21 protein-coding genes are annotated in these 24,400 nt (G+C 43.7%); 11 read left to right on the plus strand and 10 right to left on the minus strand.

The annotated features are described in order from the left end of the window. The first annotated feature begins 98 nt into the window (after positions 1-98). Positions 99-902 (plus strand): tyrosine-type recombinase/integrase, encoded by an 804-nt coding sequence (locus QVO66_RS10795; RefSeq protein WP_021855506.1) that lies wholly within the window; start codon positions 99-101, stop codon positions 900-902. A gap of 140 nt (positions 903-1,042) precedes the next feature. Here QVO66_RS10795 and QVO66_RS10800 read toward each other — a convergent pair whose 3' ends face one another. The 3 genes from QVO66_RS10800 to QVO66_RS10810 form a co-directional block, all read right to left on the minus strand. After that, entirely contained in the window at positions 1,043-1,699 is a 657-nt protein-coding gene (locus QVO66_RS10800; RefSeq protein WP_021855507.1) for an O-methyltransferase, read from the minus strand. Between the two features lie 129 nt (positions 1,700-1,828). Next, positions 1,829-2,251, minus strand: a complete 423-nt coding sequence (gene aroQ, locus QVO66_RS10805; RefSeq protein ID WP_021855508.1) for a type II 3-dehydroquinate dehydratase — start codon at positions 2,249-2,251, stop codon at positions 1,829-1,831. A gap of 186 nt (positions 2,252-2,437) precedes the next feature. Further along, positions 2,438-3,391 carry an NAD-dependent epimerase/dehydratase family protein gene (locus QVO66_RS10810; protein WP_021855509.1) on the minus strand — a complete coding sequence of 318 codons (954 nt, stop codon included), beginning with the start codon at positions 3,389-3,391 and terminating at the stop codon, positions 2,438-2,440. Positions 3,392-3,768: 377 nt separating this feature from the next. On the opposite strand from QVO66_RS10810, the gene kbl reads away from it, so the two are divergent. The 9 genes from kbl to QVO66_RS10855 all read left to right on the plus strand — a co-directional run bounded on the left by kbl (position 3,769) and on the right by QVO66_RS10855 (position 14,596). After that, positions 3,769-4,959, plus strand: coding sequence for a glycine C-acetyltransferase (gene kbl, locus QVO66_RS10815; RefSeq protein ID WP_021855511.1), 1,191 nt, complete (start codon positions 3,769-3,771; stop codon positions 4,957-4,959). A 348-nt stretch (positions 4,960-5,307) separates the two neighbouring features. Continuing rightward, a complete protein-coding gene (gene xerA / locus QVO66_RS10820; protein WP_021855512.1) occupies positions 5,308-6,237 on the plus strand; it encodes a site-specific tyrosine recombinase/integron integrase in 930 nt (309 codons plus the stop codon). 206 nt (positions 6,238-6,443) lie between these two features. Further along, positions 6,444-7,247 carry a KilA-N domain-containing protein gene (locus QVO66_RS10825; protein ID WP_021855513.1) on the plus strand — a complete coding sequence of 268 codons (804 nt, stop codon included), beginning with the start codon at positions 6,444-6,446 and terminating at the stop codon, positions 7,245-7,247. 27 nt (positions 7,248-7,274) lie between these two features. Continuing rightward, positions 7,275-8,120: a hypothetical protein gene (locus QVO66_RS10830; RefSeq protein WP_021855514.1), complete on the plus strand. Its 846-nt coding sequence runs from the start codon at positions 7,275-7,277 to the stop codon at positions 8,118-8,120. 536 nt (positions 8,121-8,656) lie between these two features. Further along, entirely contained in the window at positions 8,657-9,466 is an 810-nt protein-coding gene (locus tag QVO66_RS10835; RefSeq protein ID WP_021855516.1) for a carboxypeptidase-like regulatory domain-containing protein, read from the plus strand. A gap of 672 nt (positions 9,467-10,138) precedes the next feature. Next, positions 10,139-10,633 carry a DUF3836 domain-containing protein gene (locus QVO66_RS10840; RefSeq protein ID WP_262503072.1) on the plus strand — a complete coding sequence of 165 codons (495 nt, stop codon included), beginning with the start codon at positions 10,139-10,141 and terminating at the stop codon, positions 10,631-10,633. Positions 10,634-10,729: 96 nt separating this feature from the next. Beyond that, positions 10,730-11,377 (plus strand): DUF2975 domain-containing protein, encoded by a 648-nt coding sequence (locus QVO66_RS10845; protein WP_021855518.1) that lies wholly within the window; start codon positions 10,730-10,732, stop codon positions 11,375-11,377. A 32-nt stretch (positions 11,378-11,409) separates the two neighbouring features. Then, entirely contained in the window at positions 11,410-11,622 is a 213-nt protein-coding gene (locus QVO66_RS10850; protein ID WP_021855519.1) for a helix-turn-helix domain-containing protein, read from the plus strand. Positions 11,623-11,761: 139 nt separating this feature from the next. Then, positions 11,762-14,596 carry a M16 family metallopeptidase gene (locus QVO66_RS10855; protein WP_021855520.1) on the plus strand — a complete coding sequence of 945 codons (2,835 nt, stop codon included), beginning with the start codon at positions 11,762-11,764 and terminating at the stop codon, positions 14,594-14,596. Positions 14,597-15,158: 562 nt separating this feature from the next. Here QVO66_RS10855 and QVO66_RS10860 read toward each other — a convergent pair. The 3 genes from QVO66_RS10860 to QVO66_RS10870 all read right to left on the minus strand — a co-directional run bounded on the left by QVO66_RS10860 (position 15,159) and on the right by QVO66_RS10870 (position 19,323). Next, on the minus strand, positions 15,159-16,445 hold the full coding sequence (locus tag QVO66_RS10860; protein ID WP_021855521.1) for a retropepsin-like aspartic protease: 1,287 nt from the start codon (positions 16,443-16,445) through the stop codon (positions 15,159-15,161). A 230-nt stretch (positions 16,446-16,675) separates the two neighbouring features. After that, complete coding sequence (locus QVO66_RS10865) at positions 16,676-17,005, minus strand: hypothetical protein (RefSeq protein WP_021855523.1); 330 nt, start codon at positions 17,003-17,005, stop codon at positions 16,676-16,678. A gap of 11 nt (positions 17,006-17,016) precedes the next feature. Beyond that, positions 17,017-19,323, minus strand: a complete 2,307-nt coding sequence (locus QVO66_RS10870; protein WP_021855524.1) for an outer membrane beta-barrel family protein — start codon at positions 19,321-19,323, stop codon at positions 17,017-17,019. A gap of 162 nt (positions 19,324-19,485) precedes the next feature. On the opposite strand from QVO66_RS10870, the gene QVO66_RS10875 reads away from it, so the two are divergent. Then, positions 19,486-20,019, plus strand: coding sequence for a hypothetical protein (locus QVO66_RS10875; RefSeq protein ID WP_021855525.1), 534 nt, complete (start codon positions 19,486-19,488; stop codon positions 20,017-20,019). On the opposite strand, the gene QVO66_RS10880 is transcribed toward QVO66_RS10875, so the two are convergent. From QVO66_RS10880 to QVO66_RS10895, 4 genes are all read right to left on the minus strand, one after another. Next, a complete protein-coding gene (locus QVO66_RS10880) occupies positions 20,011-20,766 on the minus strand; it encodes a helix-turn-helix transcriptional regulator (protein ID WP_021855526.1) in 756 nt (251 codons plus the stop codon). The two genes, QVO66_RS10875 and QVO66_RS10880, sit on opposite strands and share 9 nt — an antisense overlap. Positions 20,767-20,960: 194 nt before the next feature. Continuing rightward, entirely contained in the window at positions 20,961-21,476 is a 516-nt protein-coding gene (locus QVO66_RS10885; protein WP_021855527.1) for a TlpA family protein disulfide reductase, read from the minus strand. Positions 21,477-21,561: 85 nt separating this feature from the next. Next, positions 21,562-23,241 (minus strand): ABC transporter ATP-binding protein, encoded by a 1,680-nt coding sequence (locus QVO66_RS10890; protein WP_021855528.1) that lies wholly within the window; start codon positions 23,239-23,241, stop codon positions 21,562-21,564. Between the two features lie 88 nt (positions 23,242-23,329). Continuing rightward, complete coding sequence (locus QVO66_RS10895) at positions 23,330-24,217, minus strand: NAD kinase (protein WP_021855529.1); 888 nt, start codon at positions 24,215-24,217, stop codon at positions 23,330-23,332. Between the last annotated feature and the right edge of the window lie 183 nt (positions 24,218-24,400).

Raw genomic sequence — 24,400 nt, forward strand, 5'->3', positions numbered from 1 at the left:
CCCCTGTGGCAATAATCTTCTCATAATAGGAACTAAAACAACTAATCTACGACGTTAATAATGTATATTCCACAATAAACATAATAAAATAAATTATCATGGTAGAAAAATTCAAAGATTATCTAATCCATTCAAACATGGCAAGAAACACTGTTGCAGCATACATTTATGCTGTAAATGATTTCAATTCCCAATATAAGGAATTGACGAAGAAAAATCTGTTACTTTACAAAATGTATCTTATAGAGACGTTTAAGCCCAAAACCGTAAATTTACGAATTCAAGCGTTGAACAAGTATCTTGAGTATCTACATAAACCTCGTTTACGTCTTAAATCAGTAAAAGTGCAGCAACGTACATATTTAGAGAATGTCATCAGCAATGCCGACTACATTTTTCTGAAAAATAAATTGAAAAAGGAAAATAATTTAGAATGGTACTTTGTTGTACGTTTTCTTGCAGCTACAGGTGCAAGAGTTAGTGAATTAATTCAATTGAAGGTAGAACATGTACATATTGGCTTTTATGACATTTATACTAAAGGTGGTAAAATACGACGTCTATTTATCCCTAAGAAATTGAGAGATGAAGCGAGGGAATGGCTTAAAATAAACAGTAGAGATAGTGGTTATCTTTTCCTCAATCGGTTTGGAGAACGAATAACGACACGTGGTATTGCACAACAATTAAAGAATTTTGCAATTAAATATGGATTAAATCCCAAAATTGTCTATCCACATTCATTTAGACATAGATATGCAAAAAACTTCCTTGAAAAATTTAATGATATTTCTCTATTAGCAGACTTGATGGGACACGAAAGTATAGAAACTACACGTATCTATTTACGTCGTACAGCAAACGAACAACAATCTATTGTAGACAAGATCATTACGTGGTAATGTAAAGAAATAATAAAATCGCCATCAGTAAATTGATGGCGACTAACTATTCTGTTTTTCTTTTATAATTACAACAAAGTAAAAGTTAATACAAATTATATGAAAGACAAGGAAATATTTTCTCACACGTTACAGCCTCTTCACGGATTCTTGCGTATCAGCGTCAGTCCGTCGCGCAACGGCAAGAGGACCTTTTCTACGCGGGTGTCGTTCATCACGTAGTCGTTGAAGTGTTCTATGCCGGCAGTCTGGCGGTCGCTGCTCTTGGGCACTTCGAGCACATGGCCGTCCCACAGCGTGTTGTCGGCAAGGATGAAGCCGCCGGGACGGAGTACGGACAGCGCCATTTCGTAAGACTCGATATATGTGCGCTTGTCGCCGTCGATGAAAGCCATGTCGAACTCAATGCCCAGTTTGGGCGCCTCCTTTATTGCGTCACCAATGATAAAGCGTATCTTGTCGGCCACGGGCGAGTTTTCAATCCACGGACGTGTGAAGTCTTCCTGCTCGTCGTTAATCTCGTATGTGTACACCATTCCGCCCTCTTCCAGTCCTTCCGCCATGCATATAGCGCTGTATCCGCTGAACGTTCCCACCTCAAGGATATTCTTCGGCCGTATCATCCTCACCAGCATCTTCAGCAGCCTGCCCTGCAGGTGTCCGCTCGCCATGCGTCCGCGCAGCAAGTGAACGTTAGTGGCACGCCACAGTCTGTAAAGATAGTCGCCCTCAGGGTCGATATGGGACAGAACGTAGTTTTCTAATTCATAATTCACGTTTTCTAATTCATAATTCATAATTCACAATTCACTTTTCTAATTCATAATTCACAATTCATAATTCATAATTGGGACGCTTTCTTAATTTTTAATTCTTAATTTTTAATTTTCCTCCTTTCCTCCCAATTATGAATTATGAATTGTGAATTATGAATTAAATATTATTCCTTCTATCGCAAGTCTGTAGGAGTCGAGACCGAAACCGCAGATGACGCCAAGGCAGGCGCACGAAATCATTGACTTATGGCGAAACTCCTCGCGCTTGTGTACGTTAGAGATGTGAACCTCAACAACGGGAGCTTTCAGCGAACGTATGCAGTCCTGCAGGGCTATGCTCGTGTGTGTGTAGGCTCCTGCGTTGAGCACTATGCCGTCGTAGGTGAATCCCACTTCCTGCATCTTGTTGATAAGTTCGCCTTCTATGTTGCTCTGATAATAGTCGATGTTTACATCAGGCATCTTTTTTCTCAGTTCGTCAAGATAAGCCTCAAAAGAGTTGCTGCCGTAAATCTCGGGCTCTCTGCGTCCCAACAGGTTCAGGTTAGGACCGTTAATAATCATTATCTTCATAATATCGCGGATTTATATGTCAAGCGGCAGCATGCGTGCCGCCATAAACAACATCATTTATTTATGATGCAAAATTAATAAAAATCATATAAACGCACGAATCATAAATAAAAAAACGGCGCTACAGGCATATCGCAAAATGCCTGTAGCGCCTTTCTATAATAATATATGTCTTCCTAAGAAAATTTACTTGCCGAAACGCTTTCTGAGCTTCTCGATCATGTCGCGTGTCATGGCGTCGAGGTCATACTCGGGTTTCCATCCCCACTCCTCACGCGCACATGTATCGTCAAGAGAATTAGGCCATGACTCGGCAATAGCCTGGCGCAGCGGGTCTACCTTATACACCATCTTGAAGTCAGGTATATATTCTTTTATCTTGTTGTAGATAATCTCCGGCTCAAAGCTCATAGACGCAATGTTGAACGAATTGCGGTGCTTCAGTTTTGACGGGTCGGCCTCCATAATCTCTATTGCGGCACGCAGTCCGTCGGGCATATACATCATATCCATATATGTGCCGGCAGCTATCGGGCACTCAAACTCCTCACCCTTTACGGCTGAGTAATAGATGTCAACTGCATAGTCGGTTGTGCCGCCTCCGGGAGGTGTAACGTAAGATATAAGTCCGGGGAAGCGCACAGAGCGTGTGTCAACGCCGAAGCGCACATTATAATAATTGCTGAGCAGCTCGCCCGAAACCTTCGTAACGCCGTACATGGTCTTTGGGTCGCGCACGGTGTCCTGCGGAGTCTTGTCCTTGGGCGTGTTGTCGCCAAACGAGCCAATCGAACTGGGAGTGAACACAGCGCATTGTTTCTCGCGCGCCACCTCGAGCACGTTGAAAAGTCCGCCCATGCCTATCGTCCAGGCAAGCTGGGGCTTCACCTCAGCAACGGCAGAAAGGATGGCAGCAAGATTGTATATTGTATCAATCTTGTATTTAGACACCACCTCGCCTATCTGTTCAGGCTTAGTAACATCAACGACCGCCGACGGTCCCGACTCCAGAAGTTCGCCCTTAGGCTCTGCTCCGGGAATATAACCGGCAACGATATTTCCATTGTAAAGTCCACGTAACTTCATTGTCAACTCCGACCCAATCTGGCCGGTAGAGCCAATAACTAAAACATTTTTCATACTATAAATATTAGATTTACAATTAATCTTGATACATGCACAATATCTTCAATGGACACGCCACAACAACGGCAACCACGCACCGGCAGCCACAACAACGGCTGCCTAAAGGCAACGCCACACCGGAAATGGCCATGCACAACATCAAATTAAGGTTAACCTGCCGAACCGCCGCCACACCAAGACAACAGACATGGACGGCATGCCGAGACAGCAATAAGCAGCAGCCGTACACAAAACGGCGCATACATATAATGCAAAGATATGAAGAAAAGATTATATTATAACAAAATTTATCGGATTATTTACTCTAATTTCAAAAAAAAACAAGAACTTTGTAAAATGAAAACATTGATGTTAAACTTAATCTAAGAATTATGTACGGAAAAATGAAAGAGTTCCTCACGAAGGAACTGGACGGCATAAAGGCCGCCGGCTTATACAAGAACGAGCGTATAATAACAACTCCGCAGAGAGCCGGAATAAAAGTTGGCGACGGACAGGAAGTGCTCAACTTTTGCGCCAACAACTATCTTGGACTTTCTGACAACACACGCCTTGCCGAGGCTGCGGAGAAAGCCATGAAGGAAAGAGGCTACGGAATGTCGTCAGTAAGATTCATTTGCGGAACACAAGACATGCACAAAGAGCTTGAAGCCGCAATTTCCGATTATTTCAAGACCGAAGACACCATCCTGTATGCTGCATGCTTCGATGCCAACGGAGGTCTGTTCGAGCCTTTGTTCACCGAAGAGGACGCCATCATATCTGACGCACTCAACCATGCATCAATAATAGACGGCGTCCGTCTCTGCAAGGCTAAGAGATACCGCTACGCCAACGCCGACATGGCAGACCTTGAAAGATGCCTGCAGGAAGCACAGGCACAGCGCCACCGCATAATAGCAACGGACGGCGTGTTCTCTATGGACGGAAACGTTGCCCCGATGGACAAGATATGCGAACTTGCCGAGAAATACGACGCACTGGTAATGGTAGACGAGTCGCACTCTGCCGGCGTTGTAGGCCCGACAGGACACGGCGTGGCTGAAAAGTTCAACGCTTACGGACGCATAGACATATTCACCGGTACATTAGGCAAGTCGTTTGGCGGCGCAATGGGAGGATTCACCACAGGCCGAAAGGAAATTATCGACATGCTGCGCCAGCGCTCAAGACCATATCTGTTCTCTAACTCTCTGGCACCAGCCATCGTAGGAGCCAGCATCGAAATGTTCAAGATGCTGAAGGAAAGCAACGCCCTGCACGCCAAGCTGATGGAGAACGTTGAATATTTCCGCGACAAGATGACCGCTGCCGGATTCGACATCAAGCCTACGCAGAGCGCTATATGCGCAGTTATGCTGTATGACGCAAAACTGTCGCAGGACTTTGCAGCCCGCATGCAGGACGAAGGCATATATGTAACAGGATTCTACTATCCCGTAGTGCCTAAAGGCCAGGCCCGCATACGCGTACAGCTGTCGGCAGGCCACGAGAGAGAGCATCTCGACAAGGCTGTCAACGCCTTCATAAAGGTAGGCAAGGAACTCGGAGTAATCAAATAACACTCAAGAAAATACGGCCAAGGCGACACCACACGCTCAACTTGGCTGAGAAATAAAAATCCGGGGCATGTCGGTCCCCGGATTTTTTTAAGCTAAAACCGGGCGTTAGAGTTCAGCCTGTATTTCAGCCTTATATTGAGCTGATTTCCGTCTGACTTTCGCAAGCATGGCAGACTATGGCCAGAAAGACGGACGAAAAGGCGACAACAGAAAACAAAAGACGGCTGAAAGCACAGATAAGCAAGACAGATAAAACTATATGCTGTCTAAGAACCGATTGTAGAATAAATCCTGCCGTGCAGACATGGCCATGACGCTAAAGCCGGGAAAATACAGAATAAAGCAAAGATGATTCAGAAAGAACAAGACAACATTATACACAAATACATCCGCTACATGAAACTTCAGCGTAATTATTCAGGCAATACGCTCGAAGCATACATCCTTGATATCAACAAGCTATTAAAATTTCTGAAGGACAACGGCATCAGTCCGGAAACGGCAAAACTAAGCGACATACAATGCTTTGCCGCCTCACTGCACGACATAGGGATATCACCTCGCTCACAATGCAGGATTCTAAGCGGCGTGAGAGCATTCTACAAATATCTGTATCTTGACGGATACATCAAGGACGACCCTACAGAACTGCTCGAATCGCCAAAACTCGGCGACCATCTGCCCGAGGTGCTCACCACGGAAGAGGTGGACAGACTGGAGCAGGCAATAGACCTGAGCAAATGGGAAGGACAGCGCAACAAGGCCATAATAGAGGTGCTGTTCAGCTGCGGACTGCGCGTCAGCGAACTTGTAAACCTGAAGATGTCTGCGCTTTATCTCGACGAACAGTTCGTAAGAATAATGGGCAAAGGCAACAAGGAGCGGCTCGTGCCTATATCTGAAAATGCCATAAAGCAGCTGAAATACTGGTTTATAGACCGCAGCCACATGAACATAAAGCCGGGCGAAGAAGACTACGTTTTTCTGAACCGCCGAGGCGCACACCTCACCCGCACCATGATTCTTATAATGATAAAGCGGCTGGGTGCCGAGGCAGGCATACAGAAGACGATAAGTCCGCACACACTGCGCCACAGCTTTGCCACAGCCCTGCTTGAAGGCGGAGCCGACCTGCGCGCCATACAGAGCATGCTGGGGCACGAAAGCATAGGTACAACCGAGATATACACCCACATAGACACGCACACGCTGCGCGAGGAAATTCTGAACCATCATCCAAGAAACATAACAGCAAAGGATAATAAGGTGGAAGAATAAGCCGGCAAAGGCGTGGGACAAGCATTCCGGCACCTATGCTCGCAATAAATGTTTTTCATAATGAAATAAAACAATAATCTCTATTTTAGCAGTAATAAAACGTATATTTTGTGCTATTTGTTAAAATCCGATATATTGCATTAAACACATATGCGGAATTCAGAATATTTGCTTAACTTTGCGTAAACCACAACTCATCATTAACAATGGCAAAAATTACCGTTCAAAATACAGATATTAGCATTGTAAAGTACAATGAAGAAGACTATATCAGCCTTACAGACATGGCACGAAGCCAACTGCAAGAGCATATTATCTTCCGTTGGCTTAGTCTTAAAAGTACTATTGAGTATCTTGGCGAATGGGAAATGTTATACAATCCCGATTTTAATTGTACCGAATTCGGTACAATTAAAAATGCGGCAGGAAGCAACAATTTCGTTCTTTCAGTAAAAACATGGATAGAAAGAACCAGCGCAATCGGCATTCGTTCGAAGGCAGGCCGCTATGGCGGCACGTATGCACATCGGGATATAGCATATCATTTTGGCATGTGGATTTCTCCTAAATTCCAATTACTTCTTGTTAAGGAGTATCAGCGGTTAAAGACAGAAGAACAAAGGCTGCTCGGTTGGTCAGCGAAACGTGAATTGTCAAAAATCAATTATCGCATACATACTGATGCCATAAAGAAGAATCTTATTCCTATGGAAGTAACACCAATGCAAGCAAACATGATTTATGCTAATGAAGCCGACGTGCTGAACGTGGCGATGTTTGGTATGACAGCAAAACAATGGAGAGAAGCAAATCCTGAACTGAAAGGAAACATCCGTGATTATGCTACTATCAACGAACTTATCTGTTTGTCGAATATGGAAAATCTAAATGCCATTTTTATCGAACAAAATATAGCACAAAGTGAACGTCTGATTAAGCTAAACCAAATAGCAATCCATCAAATGAGCATATTGGAAAGTAGTGATACCGACCGTAAACTTTTGAAATAAATTATTTTATCTTAATATTTACAGATTATGAAAAAATTACTTTTTGCTTTTTTACTTGCCCTCGTAATCCACAGCACATCTTATGCAAGTGATTTTTCAAAATATCGTGGAGTCTGGGCTTCAAATGATGCAGAAGCGGTTATAACAGACAGCATTTGTATGTTCTTTGAGAAAACTCCAACAGGTCTGAGAGCATTTCTCAATATCCCTACACAAGACATATATAGCTGTACCACTTACAAAGATTCGGCATTTGTCGTTGAAACCACTACGCCTCTTACACTCACTGACGAGGTCAAGACGGTTAACGGAACTGCCGCTAAGACTCTTCGTATTGGAGATAAAGTTATGTCTAAGGTAGAGGAGATAACAACCTGCAAGCCTTATGAAAAATCCATTGCCAAAAGCAAGTTAGACATCGGTAAGTGTCTACAGGAATGGAGACTTGGTGCTAAGTATGGAAAAGATGGCGACGTTTTTATGTGTGAGGTCAATACAAACCGCCATATGTTTGTCTATTTGGTAAATGACCGTATGATATATATCAGGGCAGCTGCAACAGCCAACAACAATAATGGCACACTGTTTTTTCAGAACATTCGTATGATGCGCAACGATAATACCGGAGAAATGACATCATATATTGAACCTGACAATTATAATATCGCCGCAAACGATTTGAATATCGACAATAGCAAGTTTAATCCCAACGCTTGCGTATTTAGTCCTGATGGCGGAATTTACTGGTCATTCATCTCGTTTACACCAGACCAAATCCAGCTAAACGGCTGTGGCGAAACTTATTATATAAAGCGTACTGATCAATTTGACGAATACTTTAAGTATATACCCTACGAAAAAGCAGGCTTATAACAATTACTATTTCTGGGATAATGGGCTTTACCGTACCTTTGTGGCTTGGTAAAGCCCATATTTTTATTCAGGCCTGCCCGATGAACAGCTTTCATCAAAGCATATTACCATAAGCTTACCCCGAATCATCATACAGCATATAAGTTCTATCTGTCTTGTTTATTTATGCCTTCATCCGCTCAATGAAAAGCAGCAATCTGCCCTAATAATAAAGGTCTGTTTGGGTTAAAAGACCGTTAAAAGCCGGCGTTTTATTGTTTTAATGTGTTAAATTATCGTTTTTCGATAAATTTTTATTGAAAATATTTGGAACATTCAAATATAGTTTCTACATTTGCATATCGAAAAACGATAAATCAGCGAAGCTAAATCGTCTGCCATACAAAATAATTCTATAACTTTGCTCTCGATGATCATAGCGATTATTGTTTGTAATACTTTGTTCTTCAGCACTATAAAGTTACAACAATTTTCGCTAATCACCAAATTTACACGCATTTACAATTCGTCGAACTCACGTTATAATAATAAACGCAATGAAATTATTAAGTATTTTACTTCTGCTTTTTTGTTTAAATTCAACAATTAGTGCACAAAAGCAAAAAGACCTGGTAACAATAACAGGAAAAGTTTCTGACTATAACGGCAATCCTATTGATAATTGTTCTGTTATGTTCCAAAATTCAAATTTTGATATTCTCTTTGAGACTAAAACTGACGAAAAAGGGAAATATCAAATAAATATACCAAAAGGCAAATACAGCAACATAGGTGCTATAAATATGGATACTTATCCTCATACAATGAAAGTGGGAACAAATAATGAGAATCTGAGACTGGAGTTTTGGGGTTGGAATTTTATTGCAGACAGAGATACAACTTTAAATATACAATATAACCGAATGGAAGCATACGGAATGCACGTTTTTCAAATCCCCGGAGCTGTACCAGCCTATCAGATCTATGTCCGTCCTATGAGCTTAACAAGATTTCTTACAAATAAAGGCATACAAAACGCTCAACATAAAGAGGATTTGTCAAATATTACTCAAAAGCCATCTGCTGATACGGCCAAATGTGATAACATAGCTCCGACAATTGATAAGGTAGGCATAAAAGTATGGATTGATGGAGAAAGCGTGGATGTTTTGATGAAACAGCAAATAAAAGAATATTATAAAGAAACTGAATACGGAATAGCTTACTATATAACAGTAAGTGAACCTAAAAAAACGACAACACTGCCCTATAAAATATTTAAGATCGAATTAACTGATTTGGAAAATGGAGATAGAGGGGAGGCAATATATTATCTTGAGAATACAAATTATATAGAACATAAATGACAAAATTAAACATATTATAATTCTATTGATCTTTTTTGCAAGTTTAATGTCATTATAAAAGAGATAGCGGCTTATTGGAAAATATAAAGTCACTTGACATACTTTTTATACTCAAACTTTATATTATTGGGTGGGAAAAAGGGTGTAAATCTTTCAAATGCTTGATTTACATCCTTTTTTGCTTTATTGCGGAGAGAGAAAAAAGGAGGATAAAAAAGGCAGATGCCGGGCTATGAAAGCCAGCCGGACCCCGGCAGGTCGGAACACAGGAAAATCTACCAGATGGCACTATAAAATATTCTGATATGCCGACAGCAAAAAAATCAAGCTGTCAGCCACATAAAAACTAACCTTCATATACATCTGAAAACAATAAAACAAGGCTCCGTATCGGTTAAAAGACCGTTAAAAGCCGAAGATTTATTGTTTTAATGTGTTAAATTATCGTTTTTCGATAAATTTTTATTGAAAATATTTGGAGCATTCAAATATAGTTCATACATTTGCATATCGAAAAACGATAAATGATTATTGAATTTAGATAACACCGCTTCCCGCAGGATATTAAAAAGACAATATCACGACGTAGTTTTTCAGAACAAAGAACGTCTAACGACAAAACAGATTAAAGAATTAAATAAACAAGAATAATAACGAAATAAAAAATATAGCATTATGGAACTGATTACAATTACCGCCGCAACAATTATGAGTTTGTTCACAAGCATCGCAGGAACATCCAACTCTGACAACCGCTTCGCATACAACGCAGAGATGCAGGACGGTAAAGTAAGCGCAATAGTTACTTACGACAACAGCGGCAAATATCTTACAGCCAAGACACGCAAGCAATATACATACGACGACCAGGACCGCGTGATAAGAAAAGAGGTGATGAAGTGGAACAGCGACAAGCAGGAATGGGAAAACTACCTCTGCATGGACTACACCTACAACGCCGGCAACACTGTGCTCGACATGAAGGTATGGAAGAACAGCGACAGCGCCTACGTGCAGAGCCAGCGCATGACATACAGCAGCATCAGCGGAAACGCCACGGGAGTTGACTGCTACACATGGAACAAGAGCAGCAACATGTATGAGCTTAACGACAACTACGTACTGCTAAGCGACTACACCGCCAACCTGCTGGCCGACATGAAATGACAGCAACAACGACTCTCTCTAACTAAATAAATAAAGGCCTGCCCGCCGGCCGAGAAAACAGGGCGGCGGGCATTTTTATGAAAAATACGCAACAAGATGAAAACAAAGCTCAACATATTCTGCCTGCTTATCTTCGCCGTTATCATCGTAGACATATTGATGGCCACCGACCTTATGTTCAGCGGCATGGTCAGCGGATATAAGTCAGCCAAGCACATCCAAGAGACAAACACTGAAAGCGTGGACGGCTATCGCGTTGTTTCGCTCATACCGAACGAAATCACATGGCGCAACGCAATAACCATAACCGACAGCGCAACGAACAAGTCGTATAAGGCATGGCCAACACAGATAAACCTGCCGATAGAGGATTCTTCAGGCACAGCAGGCAGCATTCTGTCAGTAATCATAGGCATAGCAATAATGGTGGCAGGCATCATCACGCTGGTGTCGTTCATACGCTTCGTGCTGAACATCAACCGCAACAACATCTTCACACGGAAGAACACGAAATACCTTAAACGCATAGGCTGGTGCATGGTGATAATAGGTCTGCTGGCAACGATAAAATACTGTAACGACGTATATGCCGCCACACAGACGTTCAGCCTGACGGGCTACACCATCGGATATTCAGACGCCGTGTACACGGGAACGATACTCTTCGGACTATTCTCTCTTGTAATGGCAGAGTCGTTCTCCATCGGACTGAAGATGAAAGAGGAACAGGAACTCACGATATAATAACCTACGTAAACAACTCTAAAGCAACAAGTATGGGTAAAATAATAGTAAATCTCGACGTGGAGATGGCCAAGCGTAAGATTTCGCTAGGCGAGCTGGCCGAAAGAGTGGAGCTTACGCAGGCTAATCTGTCGATCCTGAAGACCGGCAAGGCCAAGGCCATACGCTTCACCACGCTCGAAGCAATATGCCGCGAGCTGGGGTGCCAGCCAGGAGACATTCTGGAATACCGGGAGGAAACATAAACCGGCTTACAGCATGGTATTTACACGAAAGTAACAATTTTGCATACAAAACGTATAAAATTTATTAAATATAACAACCAGTAACAACATTCGAGAGATAAAAAAACTATCTTTGTTGAACTATTTTAAACTCTTTTTTATGAAAATAAAACATCTAATCATCACGGCCGCACTGTTCTTGGCAAGCACAGTGGGCATCATGGCTCAGGGCATGCAGATGCCTCCCATCCCGGTTGACCCGGCAGTGAGGACTGGCAAGCTGGCCAACGGACTGACCTATTACATCCGCAACAACGGTTATCCGGAAAATCGTGTTAACTTCTACATTGCCCAGCGCGTGGGTTCTATCCAGGAGAACGACGACCAGCGCGGTCTGGCTCACTTCCTTGAGCACATGGCCTTCAACGGCTCAGACAACTTTAAGGGCAACAACCTCATTGAATACCTGCGCTCTATCGGCGTAGAGTTCGGTTCTGACCTCAACGCATACACAGGCGTAGACCAGACCGTATACAGAATATGCAACGTTCCTTCTACACGCATTGAGGCTCTCGACTCTTGTCTTCTCATCCTGAAAGACTGGTCTAACGGCCTTACACTCGACCCCAAGGAGATCGACAAGGAGCGTGGTGTGATCAACGAGGAGTGGCGCCTGCGCACTGACGCACAGACAAGAATGTTCGACCGCAACCTCGAGAAGATCTATCCGGGCAGCAAATACGGACAGCGCATGCCTATCGGTAAGATGGAGATCATCAACAACTTCAAACCTGAAGTTCTCCGTCAGTACTACCACAAGTGGTATCGTCCCGACAACCAGGCAATCATCGTAGTCGGCGACATCGACGTTGACCGCACTGAGGCTAAGATCAAGGAGCTGTTCAGCGGCATCAAGCTTGATCCTAACGCTCCGAAGGTTGTCAACGAGCCCGTGCCCGACAACAACGAGGCTATTATCATCGTAGACAAGGACAAAGAGCAGCAGACTGACATCATACAGCTGATGTACAAGCACCCCGAAGTGCCAGACAGCCTGAAAGGCAGCCTTGCATATCTCGTTCAGAACTATGCAGTAAGCCTCTCAACACAGATGCTCAACGCACGTCTGCAGGAAATACAGCAGAATCCTGACTGTCCGTTCGTTCAGGCTTACGCTTACGACAGCGACTTCATCCTGGCTTCTACAACCAAGGCATTCACCCTGGTTATCCTGCCGAAACCGGGCATGAGCGAGCAGGCCATCAGCACAGCCACACGCGAGGTTATGCGTGCCGTTAAGTTCGGCTTCACAGCCACAGAGTTTGAGCGCGCCAAGGCCGACTATATGAGCTCACTCGAGAAGGTTTACACCAACCGCAACAAGCGCGACAACGCTATATACGGTGACATCTACCGCGACAACTTCCTCGGCAACGAGCCTATGCCTTCAATCGAAGACGAGTATCAGATAATGCAGCAGATTTCTCCGGTTATCCCTGTTGAAGCTGTCAACGAGATTACCAAGGAGCTGATAAGCGAGACTGACACCAACACAGTTGTAGTGGCATTCTACACAGAGAAGGAAGGTGCTAAATATCCTACAGCTGAATCTATCAAGAAGGCCATCGACGGCGTTCACGCTGAGCAGCTCACAGCATGGGTTGACAACGTTAAGAACGAGCCGCTGATAAGCGTTCTGCCCAAGAAAGGCAGCATCAAGAGCGAGAAAGAGAACGCTAAGTTCGGCTACAAAGAGCTCACACTGTCTAACGGTGCAAGAGTATTGCTGAAGAAGACTGACTATAAGGACGACGAGGTTATCCTCAGCGCTACATCTAAGGGTGGTGCTTCTCTGCTCGGCAAGGAAGACTACGCTAACATCAAGATGTTCGACATGGCCATCGGCTACAGCGGACTGGGCAACTTCAGCAGCACTGAACTGCAGAAGGTACTGGCAGGCAAACAGGTTAACGTTGACCTCACAATGCAGAACCTGCACGAGACTGTAAGCGGAAGATCAACTCCTAAGGACCTTGAGACTCTCTTCCAGATGACATATCTCTACTTCACAAACATCAACAAGGACGAGAAGAGCTACAACTCAATGGTGGGACTGATAAAGACCTCTCTGAAGAACAAGGAGCTTTCACCTGAGATGGCACTGTCAGACTCTGTAAAGAACACTCTCTACATGCACAACCCGCGCTTCGCCTCTATCGAGATGAAGGATGTTGAGAACGCTAACTACGACCGCATTCTGCAGATTGCAAAAGAGCGCACAGCCAACGCTGCCGACTTCACATTCACAATCATCGGTAACTTTGACGAGGCTGCCATCCGTCCGCTCATCGAGCAGTATATAGCTTCTCTGCCTGCAAAGGGCGCTAAGGAAAACTGGAAGCCTGTTACTACCTACAACAAGGGCAACACCGTTAACCAGTTCTACCGCAAGATGGAGACTCCGAAGGCTAACGCTTACATGTACTGGTATAACAACAAGACTCCTTACACTCTCGAGAACAGCATCTACGCTGACGCAGCAGGACAGATCCTGAGCATGATCTACCTGGAGAAGATTCGTGAGGAAGCCAGCGCTGCCTACTCTGCAGGAGCTGCCGGATACTCATCACTCGGAGGCGACGTTCCGTTCACATGCATCATCGGTGTTTGCCCGATGAAACCTGAGAAGAGCGACATGGCTATCGGCATCATGAACGACGAGGTTACTAAGATGACCAAGACAGTTGACGCTGAAATGCTCAGCAAGGTTAAGGAACTCATGCTGAAACGTGCTGACGAAAACGTTAAGAAGAACAACTACTGGCTGGGCGTTATCCAGAGCTTCGACGAGTACGGAGTTGACACAAACACCGACTACAAGAAGATTGTAAGCGAAATGACTCCTGAGAAGATGGCTAAGTTCATGAAGAACGTCATCATCGGTGGCGGCAACAGCATCAAGGTTATCATGCTGCCTGACACAATGAAGAAATAACACATACAGTTATTAACCATACAAAAGGCTCCCTTACTTGCCGCACAAGGCAAAGGTAAGGGAGCCTTTCTTTTTGCCCTTTTATCAGGATAAGACACGGCTGACAGCATTGCAAAAGGCATGCTTTTACACGCTGAAAGGCGGTCTTTCGCAAGGTAGAAGCATACCTTTTGGAGATAAAGGAATGAGACAACTAAAACCGGTAATAAGCCAGCCAGAAGTAAACCTATATCAGGAATGACAATGCGATATAATCATAAAAAAGTTTTCGGAGAAACTCGTCACTCATCACAAAGGCACATAAACCGCTGCATATCAACATTTTACAGCGTGACGAGTTACATTTTCAACTCATCACATACAGGTCATCGCCCCATCTAAACATCCAATTAACCGGTTTCTCAAAAACAATGTGACGAGTTGAACGACAAACTCGTCACACTATAACACACTGTTATTCAATAATTTACATAAGAATGTGACGAGTGACGAGTTTATTATAAAAACACATTAGTGTCCCGTTAAAATGGGACACTAATGTGTTGCTTTAATTAAAGCACGATTATTCTCCACGTATAAACATATTCTGATAGTTGATTGTAAGCCGTTTGAATGACAACACAAAATCTGCTCCTAACGAACCTGCAAACAACCGACTGTTTATTCCTGTGTTCGTAATCACTTCTGTATTATGCAATGTCACCTTAGTACCTGCCGCCTCGAAACAGAAATTTGGCAATGTTACTGCTTTTATCTGCGATATTCCGCCAAAGCCTCCACGGGAAGTAACCTGTTCTGCCAATCCGTCAATGGCATCAGGAAATGTTTTAGCAAATTTATTCCCCAAGTCTGACTTTACATTTCCTGTATCAAAAATCAGGTCAAAAGGCTTTCCGTTATAGCCGATTCTTACTTGAGGCGTATTTGATGCCAGATACATATTTGGCTCTTCCTCAGACACTTTTTGCGGAAAGACAAACTTTCCGGCCTCATTGTCTATGATTATTTCTTTGGCGTCCCTGATAAAGTGGTAACCTATCACTCCATCAAAAGCAAATACCGAATCGACCTCATGATCTGGAGGCGCAACCATAAAAACAGGATTATGATATACCATTTCTCCTATTTTCATTGAATCTGCCACAGCAAGTTTTACAAGACCAATCTCCATACCTGATACCGGAATAGAATCAGCTACAATTTTCAGACCAACTTCTTCTGCATACTTTTCTGAAACGAAATTGCCAAAAGAGCAACCTGTATCGAAAATATAGTTTCTCGTTATGCCGTTTACCTCTACAGGTATATAGATATGTTTGCCTCTTCCCACAGTTTCAACACTTAACGGCACAGCAACATCTCTATCAGGACGTTCAAGATAAGGTTTTGGAACATTGGCAAGTGCTTTGCCAACTTTTTCGATAAATACAAAACTGTAAAGAGATTCAAACGGAACAGATTCCTTTAGTGCATTCACCAGACTTTCTCCAACTTTTCCGGCTTGCTCATACATGCCCAAATTCAAGAGGTTCATGCCTTGCAAAGCAGCCATACCTATTGACGTTTGTGCCCCAAGCTCGTTTTGGTGATGCGCCAACAAGCTGTCAAGGGCAACGGCAGCATTTTCCAATTTATTAAATCCGATGCCTAACTGAGCGTCTGCCACCAGATTAAGCATCTTCACACTCACGGAGCCTTTTAGATTCGGATATTCTTTTCTTAACTGAAACAGATCACCGCCATTCAGGATTTCACCCATTTTCACATCAGCCTGTGTTTGTGAATAAACAGAGCTATACCCCAACAAAAAGGCAACAAGAAAAAATGAAAGTCTATTTATAATTTGCATACTGCTTGTAGATTTTGTATTAAACATGAAATAAATATACAAAATCCCATGAATTTTCCAGCAGTATTTATGATTTATTATTTATTTGTCTTGCCGTCGGCCTTTCCATGGCATAGCCCTCTATAACAACACAAAGACAGACGGCAAGACGCTATATAATAATAGAATGACAATCCAAACAGATTATGATTGTGATATAATAACAGCAGAAATGCCATAAATATTCACCTTTATTGGCATACATTAAATTTGGCTTTTTTCCCATTAACCCGAAGCGTTACTTTTGGATTTGAAAATTTGGTAATATGAGGAAATACAAGTGTTACAGTAACTATGCCATTCTTTTCTGCTATTTTTACAGAAGTAGCAGAATATTCTTCTCCATTCCATGATGACGACCTGAGTTTTACATCTGAGACCAAATATCGCTCTCCTACTTGATTGTCCGTAAAAACGATTGTCACCTTATCATCGTAGTTGTTGAATCCTTGACAATGAGGCTTTGCTTTGGCAGCCAAAGCTATGACAACCCACAAAAATATAATTATAAATGTTTTCATATAAATATAATTTAAAAACGGTTCATTTCATTTACTCCTGCTCCTTGTCCACGGTACCTGTCTCGTGTCGAGTTAAAGGTGTATTTCAGAGTAAGCATAAAAGTACGGTTATTGGTTGTATTGAGCTTATAAATAGAAACATCTTTGCTCATGAGTGTTACATCACGATTGCTTTTGTTGAATATATCATTGGCCTCAATTGTTATGCTGAAACGATTATTGAAAAAAGCTTTATACAGTTTTGCATTGAGATAAGATGATGATTTCTGATACGTATTGTCGCTGTTTCCTGCACTCATCCATTGCATATCCACATTCATCCAAATATCAAAAGGCAGATGAACTGCATTTTGAAATTGCACAAGACCGATGGGGTTTTCCAACCTCTTACGACCATTTGAATATTCTATGGCCAGCCATTGTTTCATAATTCCCATGTTGACTCTCGGTTGCCATATACCAACATTAAACTGCCCACCTAAAAAAGCCTGTAAGCCTTGAATTTTAGAGAAATTATCCATTGTTATAAGTTTTATCTCGCCATCATCACCATACGGACAAGTGGTGTTCATTATCGGGTCTTTCTTATAGGTATAGGTAATCTGACCGAAGAACTGATGCCATGCTCCCATTAGCTCCAAAGAATGTATTTTCTCCTGTTTAAGAAATGGATTGCCACTTTCAAGAGTAAACCGGTTAATATAGTCCACAGTACCGTCAAGATCTGCATATTCCGGACGTTGTGTCTTGTGGGTATAACTTATGGAGAGCTGTACATTCTTAATCTTAGTTGACAGCGATAACGATGGAAAAAGATTGTTATAACTTCTACTTTGATCGTCTTTTTTCTGGCCATTATCAAAATAATCAAAATTCACATGTTCATATCGTAAACCCACGTTGACATTAAAATTTCTGAAAGACTGGCCTATTTCAAAAAATCCGGCAATATTGTTTTCTTCCACGTTAGAAGCTGAGCTACCAATTATTGATGCATCTGTAATGTAATCAGACGAGAAGCGTGAAGATGTATATTCCTCTCCTATTTCTATTCCTCCTTTCCATAGCGGATAACTGAAAACAAGTCTTTCGGCAAACAGGTGGCTTCTATTTGCCCCGATGGAGTTGACAATAGAGTTATCCTGATTCTCGCTTGTCTCATCGTTCCACATATTCGTCCTGCTTTTGCGCCACATATAATCCATATTGAAGTCTATTCCAAGTTTGCCTATTTCACCATTGTAATAGAGATTTGCATGGTGTTTGGGGAGTATGTTATTTCTAGTGCGGCCAAGCATTACCAGATTATCATAAAGCATATCATCAGTAAATATTTGACTGATACCAATATGTTCTGTCTTTTGTTTCGTAAAACCATTAGAATAATAAGCTCCTATGGAATGATTTTCACTGAACATATATGAAAAGCCTGCTTTTCCAAAAAACTCATTTGTACACATATTTCCATCTTGAGCCAACGTCTGATTCCATATTACGGAAGACTGTGTGAGCATATCAACTTCGTTGCTACTTTGGAATTTACCCCACATATAGCCGAAATTGCCAAATAATTCAAGTCCGCCTGTACGGAATTTGAAGTTTGCTTGGTCAACGGTACGAAAATATTTTTGCATAACACCCTGTGTCCGAATAGTCATGCCAAAGCCGTCACCTTGAGGTCGTTTTGTTTGAATACGAATAACTGATTTTACCGAGGCATCATATTTTGCTCCAGGATTTGTTATTACTTCAATATTTTTAATATCTGCAGAACTCAACTGAGATAGTTGCGTAAGATCCATGACTTCACGACCATTTATATAAATAGCAGGAGAGCCCTTACCAAATACTTCGAAATTACCATCACGTCCAAGAACCATAGGGACTTGTGTAAGAACATCATTTGCCGTACCTGCATGCTCAAGTTGAGAGCCTGCCACATTAGTGACAAGGACATCTCCTTTCATCGTTGTTACAGGGCGGTTTGCTTTTACAACCACCTCTCCCAGCATTACATTCTCCGTATTAAGCGTAATTATGCCCAGATTCCCAGAAGATGGAATGACAACAAGTTTGTCTGCATAGCCAATTGAAGACAATTTTAACAATTCGGCATTACTCTGTTCTTCACTGAAAAGGAAAATCCCATTTTCGTCAGTAACTGTACCTATTATATAGGTAGAATCGGCTCTTAGTAGAACCACGTTAACAAAGCCAAGAGGAGAATTGTTTTCGTCCATAACCTTGCCAGTTATACTTTGGGCCATTGCTGTAACCGAAGTAACAGCCATAACAATTAATGTGAATATTGTTTTCATATTAAATTGATTATTGGTTTTTGATACAAAATTACAGCCGTCGTAAACTCTTTGCAATACCCAAAAGTATACAAATGTGTTTATTGGTAAAAAAATACACTTTTAGGTATGGCATATCGTCGAAGATAGACATAATTTTGCACCTCAAAAATAATAAAGAATATGACAAATGAAGAAATACGCCTTATTTCAGACTATAGGATTGTGATTGCTGGATCTACCGATTTTACAAACAACATTAAGACCGAATTGTATAAATCCGGTTTCAAGTCAATTACCATTATTTCATCAACAGACTGGTATCCAGATACTGTCTCTGTTGATATGATTATAGAGTATGTGGGTGATTGTATTTCCGGTTTAAAGGACAACATTTCAATACCTATAATATATCCTTTTGATTTTGTATATGGTGCAGGAGCAATTGTAATAAAACCTGACGACAAGAATGAATTACATCACAAAAGTGATATGCGCTTTTGGGTTGCTGAATATATGGCCGGTTATTGTGCTTTCTGGAATATAGAAGGATGCGAGTGGTTATATTCTGCCCTTTCGGCAATAAGAGAAGGCAAAACAAGTGAGGCTGCTCTGAAAACAGCGGCGCACGTCTGTGCACGGATAGCTGTCAACATCGCCGTTAATCGCAAAGTAAAATATTTTCCAAAATTCTACCTTTGCAGGAACTTAGATTAGTTTGTTGTTCGTGGCCGCGGCTATGGCTTCAGAGATATTACGTACATCAAGTTTCTCAAATATGCGTTGTCGATATTTCTTTATCGTGTCGGGAGACAAGCATAGTTTATCTGCAATCTCCACCATAGTATATCCCTGCATGGAAAGTGTAAGTACAGATTTTTCTCCATCTGTAAGCGTAGGAATCTGTTTTCTTTTCCATTTGCGAGAAACGGTATTATACTCAAAGAAATCAGATGTACCTATATGGTGCATCTCTATATGTCCAGCATCGGTATGTGTTGCCGCCGACACTACGCATAATGCAAGCCATACACGACCGTCGGAAGTGAGTCTAAGTGGTGTCAGCTTATGATTGACAAGGATTTTTCGTCCTTTGTTGAGAATATGAAAGTCGTATGAGATATACCAATCCTTGCGTTCCTCAACTGGGATATCATTGTAGAAAGCAAAACCTGTTCTATTTATACTCAACAACAATGACAGCTCATTTTCCGGAACATAATCGAGATAAAATCGGTAGCCTAACTCTCTCACACGCTCCTGTGATTGTCCACACAGAAACATAGGATTGGGTGACACATACAAAAAATTCTGCTTGAAATAATCGATGATATAGACACTCTGATAAGATATTCGCGAAAATGCCTCGACCGAACGGATGCATTCATCCACTCGGCTATAATCAAGTTCCTCTGAAAATTTAACCTCGTTGTCGGGTATGAAAAATTCGTCTGACTTATTCATATTAAAATGCGAAATATTAGACATGGAACAAATATACGAAATCCCATGAATTTTCCAGCAATATTTATGATTTATTATTTATTTGTCTTGCCGTCGGCCTTTCCATGGCATAAGCTCTATTCATGCGAAAAAGCAGACGGCAAGACGCTCTGTATAAAACGATAATCCAACAGGATTATGATGAACGGTTCAGCTTAAAGTTCGTGAAGTTCTTTCAGCTTGTCAGCCATTTTCTCTATCATAACCGTTGACAGGATGATCTTGCCCTGGCGGTCGATAAGATACATGGCAGGAATCCACTTGATTTTATACATCTGCGAAATTTGGGTTTCCTTCCATTTCTTCAGTTCGCTGACATTCAGCCAATTCATGCCGTTGGCCTCAACATAGTTTTTCCAATTTTCTTTTTTGTCGTCGAACGACACGCTTACAAACTTGATGCGCTCGCCGTATTTGGCATAAAGTTCCTTCAGCATGGGCACATCCTTTCGGCAGTCGGGACACCACGAAGCCCAGAAGTCGAGCACGACATAGTTTCCGCGCAACTGGCTGAGCGTGTGTTCTGTGCCGTTGATGTCCTTCAGCGTGAAGTCGGGAGCCTCAGTTCCAGGCTTCAGCAGTTCGGTGGCATAGCGCGAGTCGGCATCCTGAGCCGCAGCGCCAAGGACAGTCATGATGGCGAAAGCCGCCATAAAGATAAGTTTTTTCATAACGCTAAAATTTATTTTGGTTAATAAAATTCACTACAAACATCATGCCTGAACGACAGCATATGTGCAGGCACGACACGAAGAGTCAGAGGCGCTCCATGCGCAGCACACGGTCGCAATAGTCTACCACGGCCATGCGGTGGGTTACAAAGATGATGGTGCGCTGTCTGTCTGCCAGCAGATTGGCAAGCAGGCGGCGCTCTGTGTCAGGGTCGAGCGAGCTTGTAGCCTCGTCGAAGAGCATCACGCTGCCGTCGCGCAGCAGCGCCCGGGCTATGGCTATGCGCTGCGCCTGACCTTCGCTCAGTCCCCCGCCCGACTCAGAGCATACGGTGTCGAGCCCGTCGGGCAGCTCGCTGACAAAGTCGGCACAGGCACGATGAAGGGCGTTGAGCATATCATCGTCAGTGGCCGAAAGGTTTCCAAGCCTCAGATTGTCGCGAATGGTGCCGCTCAGCAGCGTGTTGCCCTGCGGCACATATACAAAGTTGCAGCGCGTGAGCGACGACAACTGGTAGCTTTCGCCTCGTCCGTTGTATATCACGGCACGCCCCGAGTCAGGGCGTATCAGGGCAAGAATCATGCGCACAAGAGTGGTCTTGCCGGTGCCGGTCTCGCCGAGCACGGCAGTACAGCTGCCCGGAGTGAAGTCGAACGAAAAGTTATTCATTATCTCGCGTTCGCCGTCGGCATAGGCATAAGCTACATTCTCGAAGCGCACGCCCACCCCACCGTCGGCAGCTACATGCAGCGGAGCGCCCTGTTCCTCAAGCGGATTTTCCTCAAGTTCCATGAGCCGTTCTGCCGCCGTGAGCACCGACACAAACTGAGGAACAAGCTTTGTCAGATTGCGTGCCGGCCCTTGTATGCGCGCCACGAGCTGCAGAAAGGCCGTCATGCCGCCGAAAGACAGCGTGTGGCCGTACATCCTTATGGCTCCCCACAGAAAGGCGATAAGATAGCCTGCCGCAAAGCCGAAGTTGAGGACAAAGCTCGAAAACAGCGAGAAGGCCGTGCGCCTTACCACATTATGCCGCAGTTCGCTCTGCGTTGCCTCAAGCCGCTCCACCATGGCGTCATCCTTTTCAAGGGTCTTTATGAGCATGCGGTTCTGTATGGTTTCCTGCAGCACGCTCTGCACGCGGCTGTCGCAGTTGCGAACGTTGCGCGTAAGACTGCGCATGCGCCCCACATATAGCCTGCTGACAAGCATAAACAACGGCAGCATTATCACGATGACAACGGCCAGCATGGCGTCCATCGAGAACAGATAGAAAAACGAGCCGAGAAAAAGAGCCACCACCGAAAGCGTGTTGGGCATGGTTTCGGTAAGAAACTCCACTACAGTCCTTACGTCAAGCTCAAGCCTGTTGAGCACGTCGCCGCTGTGCATGCTGTCGCGTCCGCGCCACTCTGAGCGCAGTATGCGGTCGAGCATGTGCTGCTGCATGCGGTTCTGCGCCTTTATGCCGAGAATGTTTCTCACCCATACCGAAGCTATGCTGACGCCAAAGTCGCAAAGCACAAACACGCCCATAAGCGCCACTGCCGCATAGAGCGAGCCGCTGCGGACATGAGATGCCACGTCGATGGCATTCTGAACAGCCCACACCGACATCAAGCTGGCAGCCACGCCGAGCAGTCCGAGCGCGGCGTTGAGCACGGCCTGAAGCCGGTTGCCGCGCCAAGCGTGCCACAACCAGCGCAAAATAGCCTTGACGGGATATTTGCTTTGGGGTATTCTCAACAGGTTCTTTATCTTCATAAGCTTCTGCTAAAGGTGCTTCCGGGTATGTCGCAGACACCACGCCGGAAAGCAAGGCAGATGTCAGCATACTGGTGCGGAGATGTTGTCAGCCGCGCGTATCGGCTCCCCACATCATCTTCTGGCGCAAAGTGGAGAAGTATTTCTGACTGCTGCGCTTCACGATTTTTATGTTGTATGGTGCCTTGCGTATGGTGAGCCGTGTCTTCTCGCTGCACTTTGCCGACTGTCCGTCGACGGCAATGAGGAAGTTATGGTTACGGCTCTCCACGGTGAGAGTTATTTCAGAGTCGTCTGAAATCACCATCGGCCTGATGTTCAGGCTGTGCGGAGCCACCGGCGTAAGGCACAGGATGCCCGTCTGCGGCACGATGATAGGTCCGCCATTCGACAGCGAATAGGCCGTTGAGCCTGTAGGAGTGCTGACAATGAGTCCGTCGGCCTGATATGTAACGAGATACTCACCGTTGATGCTTGTGCGTATTGATATCATCGAGGCATTGTCGCGCTTCAGCACGGCTATGTCGTTGAGCGCATGGCTCACACCCGGCAGAGGCTTGCCGTCGGCCTCAACGCATATTACCGAATGGTTCTCCAGCGTATAGTCGCCGCGATAGAGCGAGTCGAGCGCGCTCTCGGCTTCGGTAGGCACGATGTCTGCCAGGAATCCGAGCCGGCCCATATTGACTCCAAGTATTGGTATATTCTTGCTGCCTACGAGCCCCGCCGCACGCAACAGCGTGCCGTCGCCGCCCATAGATATGACGAAATCAGCCATGAAGTTGCCTCCCTCAAACACTTCAACGGAGCCTGGCGACAGTCGTCCGGTGCTTACAAGAAAGTCGTAAAAAAGTTTTTCAACGCACACTTCAGCGCCGCGGCGCGTGAGATACGACATTATATCCCGGATGTTAGCCGACTTCTTTGCCTGATAGATATTTCCAAATAGTGCGAATTTAAACTTGCGCGACCCCATAATTTTAAGCTTTTAAATTTCTTTTTTAGTACAGGATGCAGAAAAATGACAAACATTTAGTAACTTTGCCAATGAATAAACTTATCTGCAAAGATGTCACAAGCCCCGTATGACAACAGCCAGAAAGCCGCCTGCACAAGGCTTGTCATATGCAAAATTACATCATTTTGCGGAATAACAGAT

It is taken from the genome of Prevotella sp. CAG:255, from assembly GCF_000431195.1.
Lineage (GTDB): Bacteria > Bacteroidota > Bacteroidia > Bacteroidales > Bacteroidaceae > Prevotella > Prevotella rara.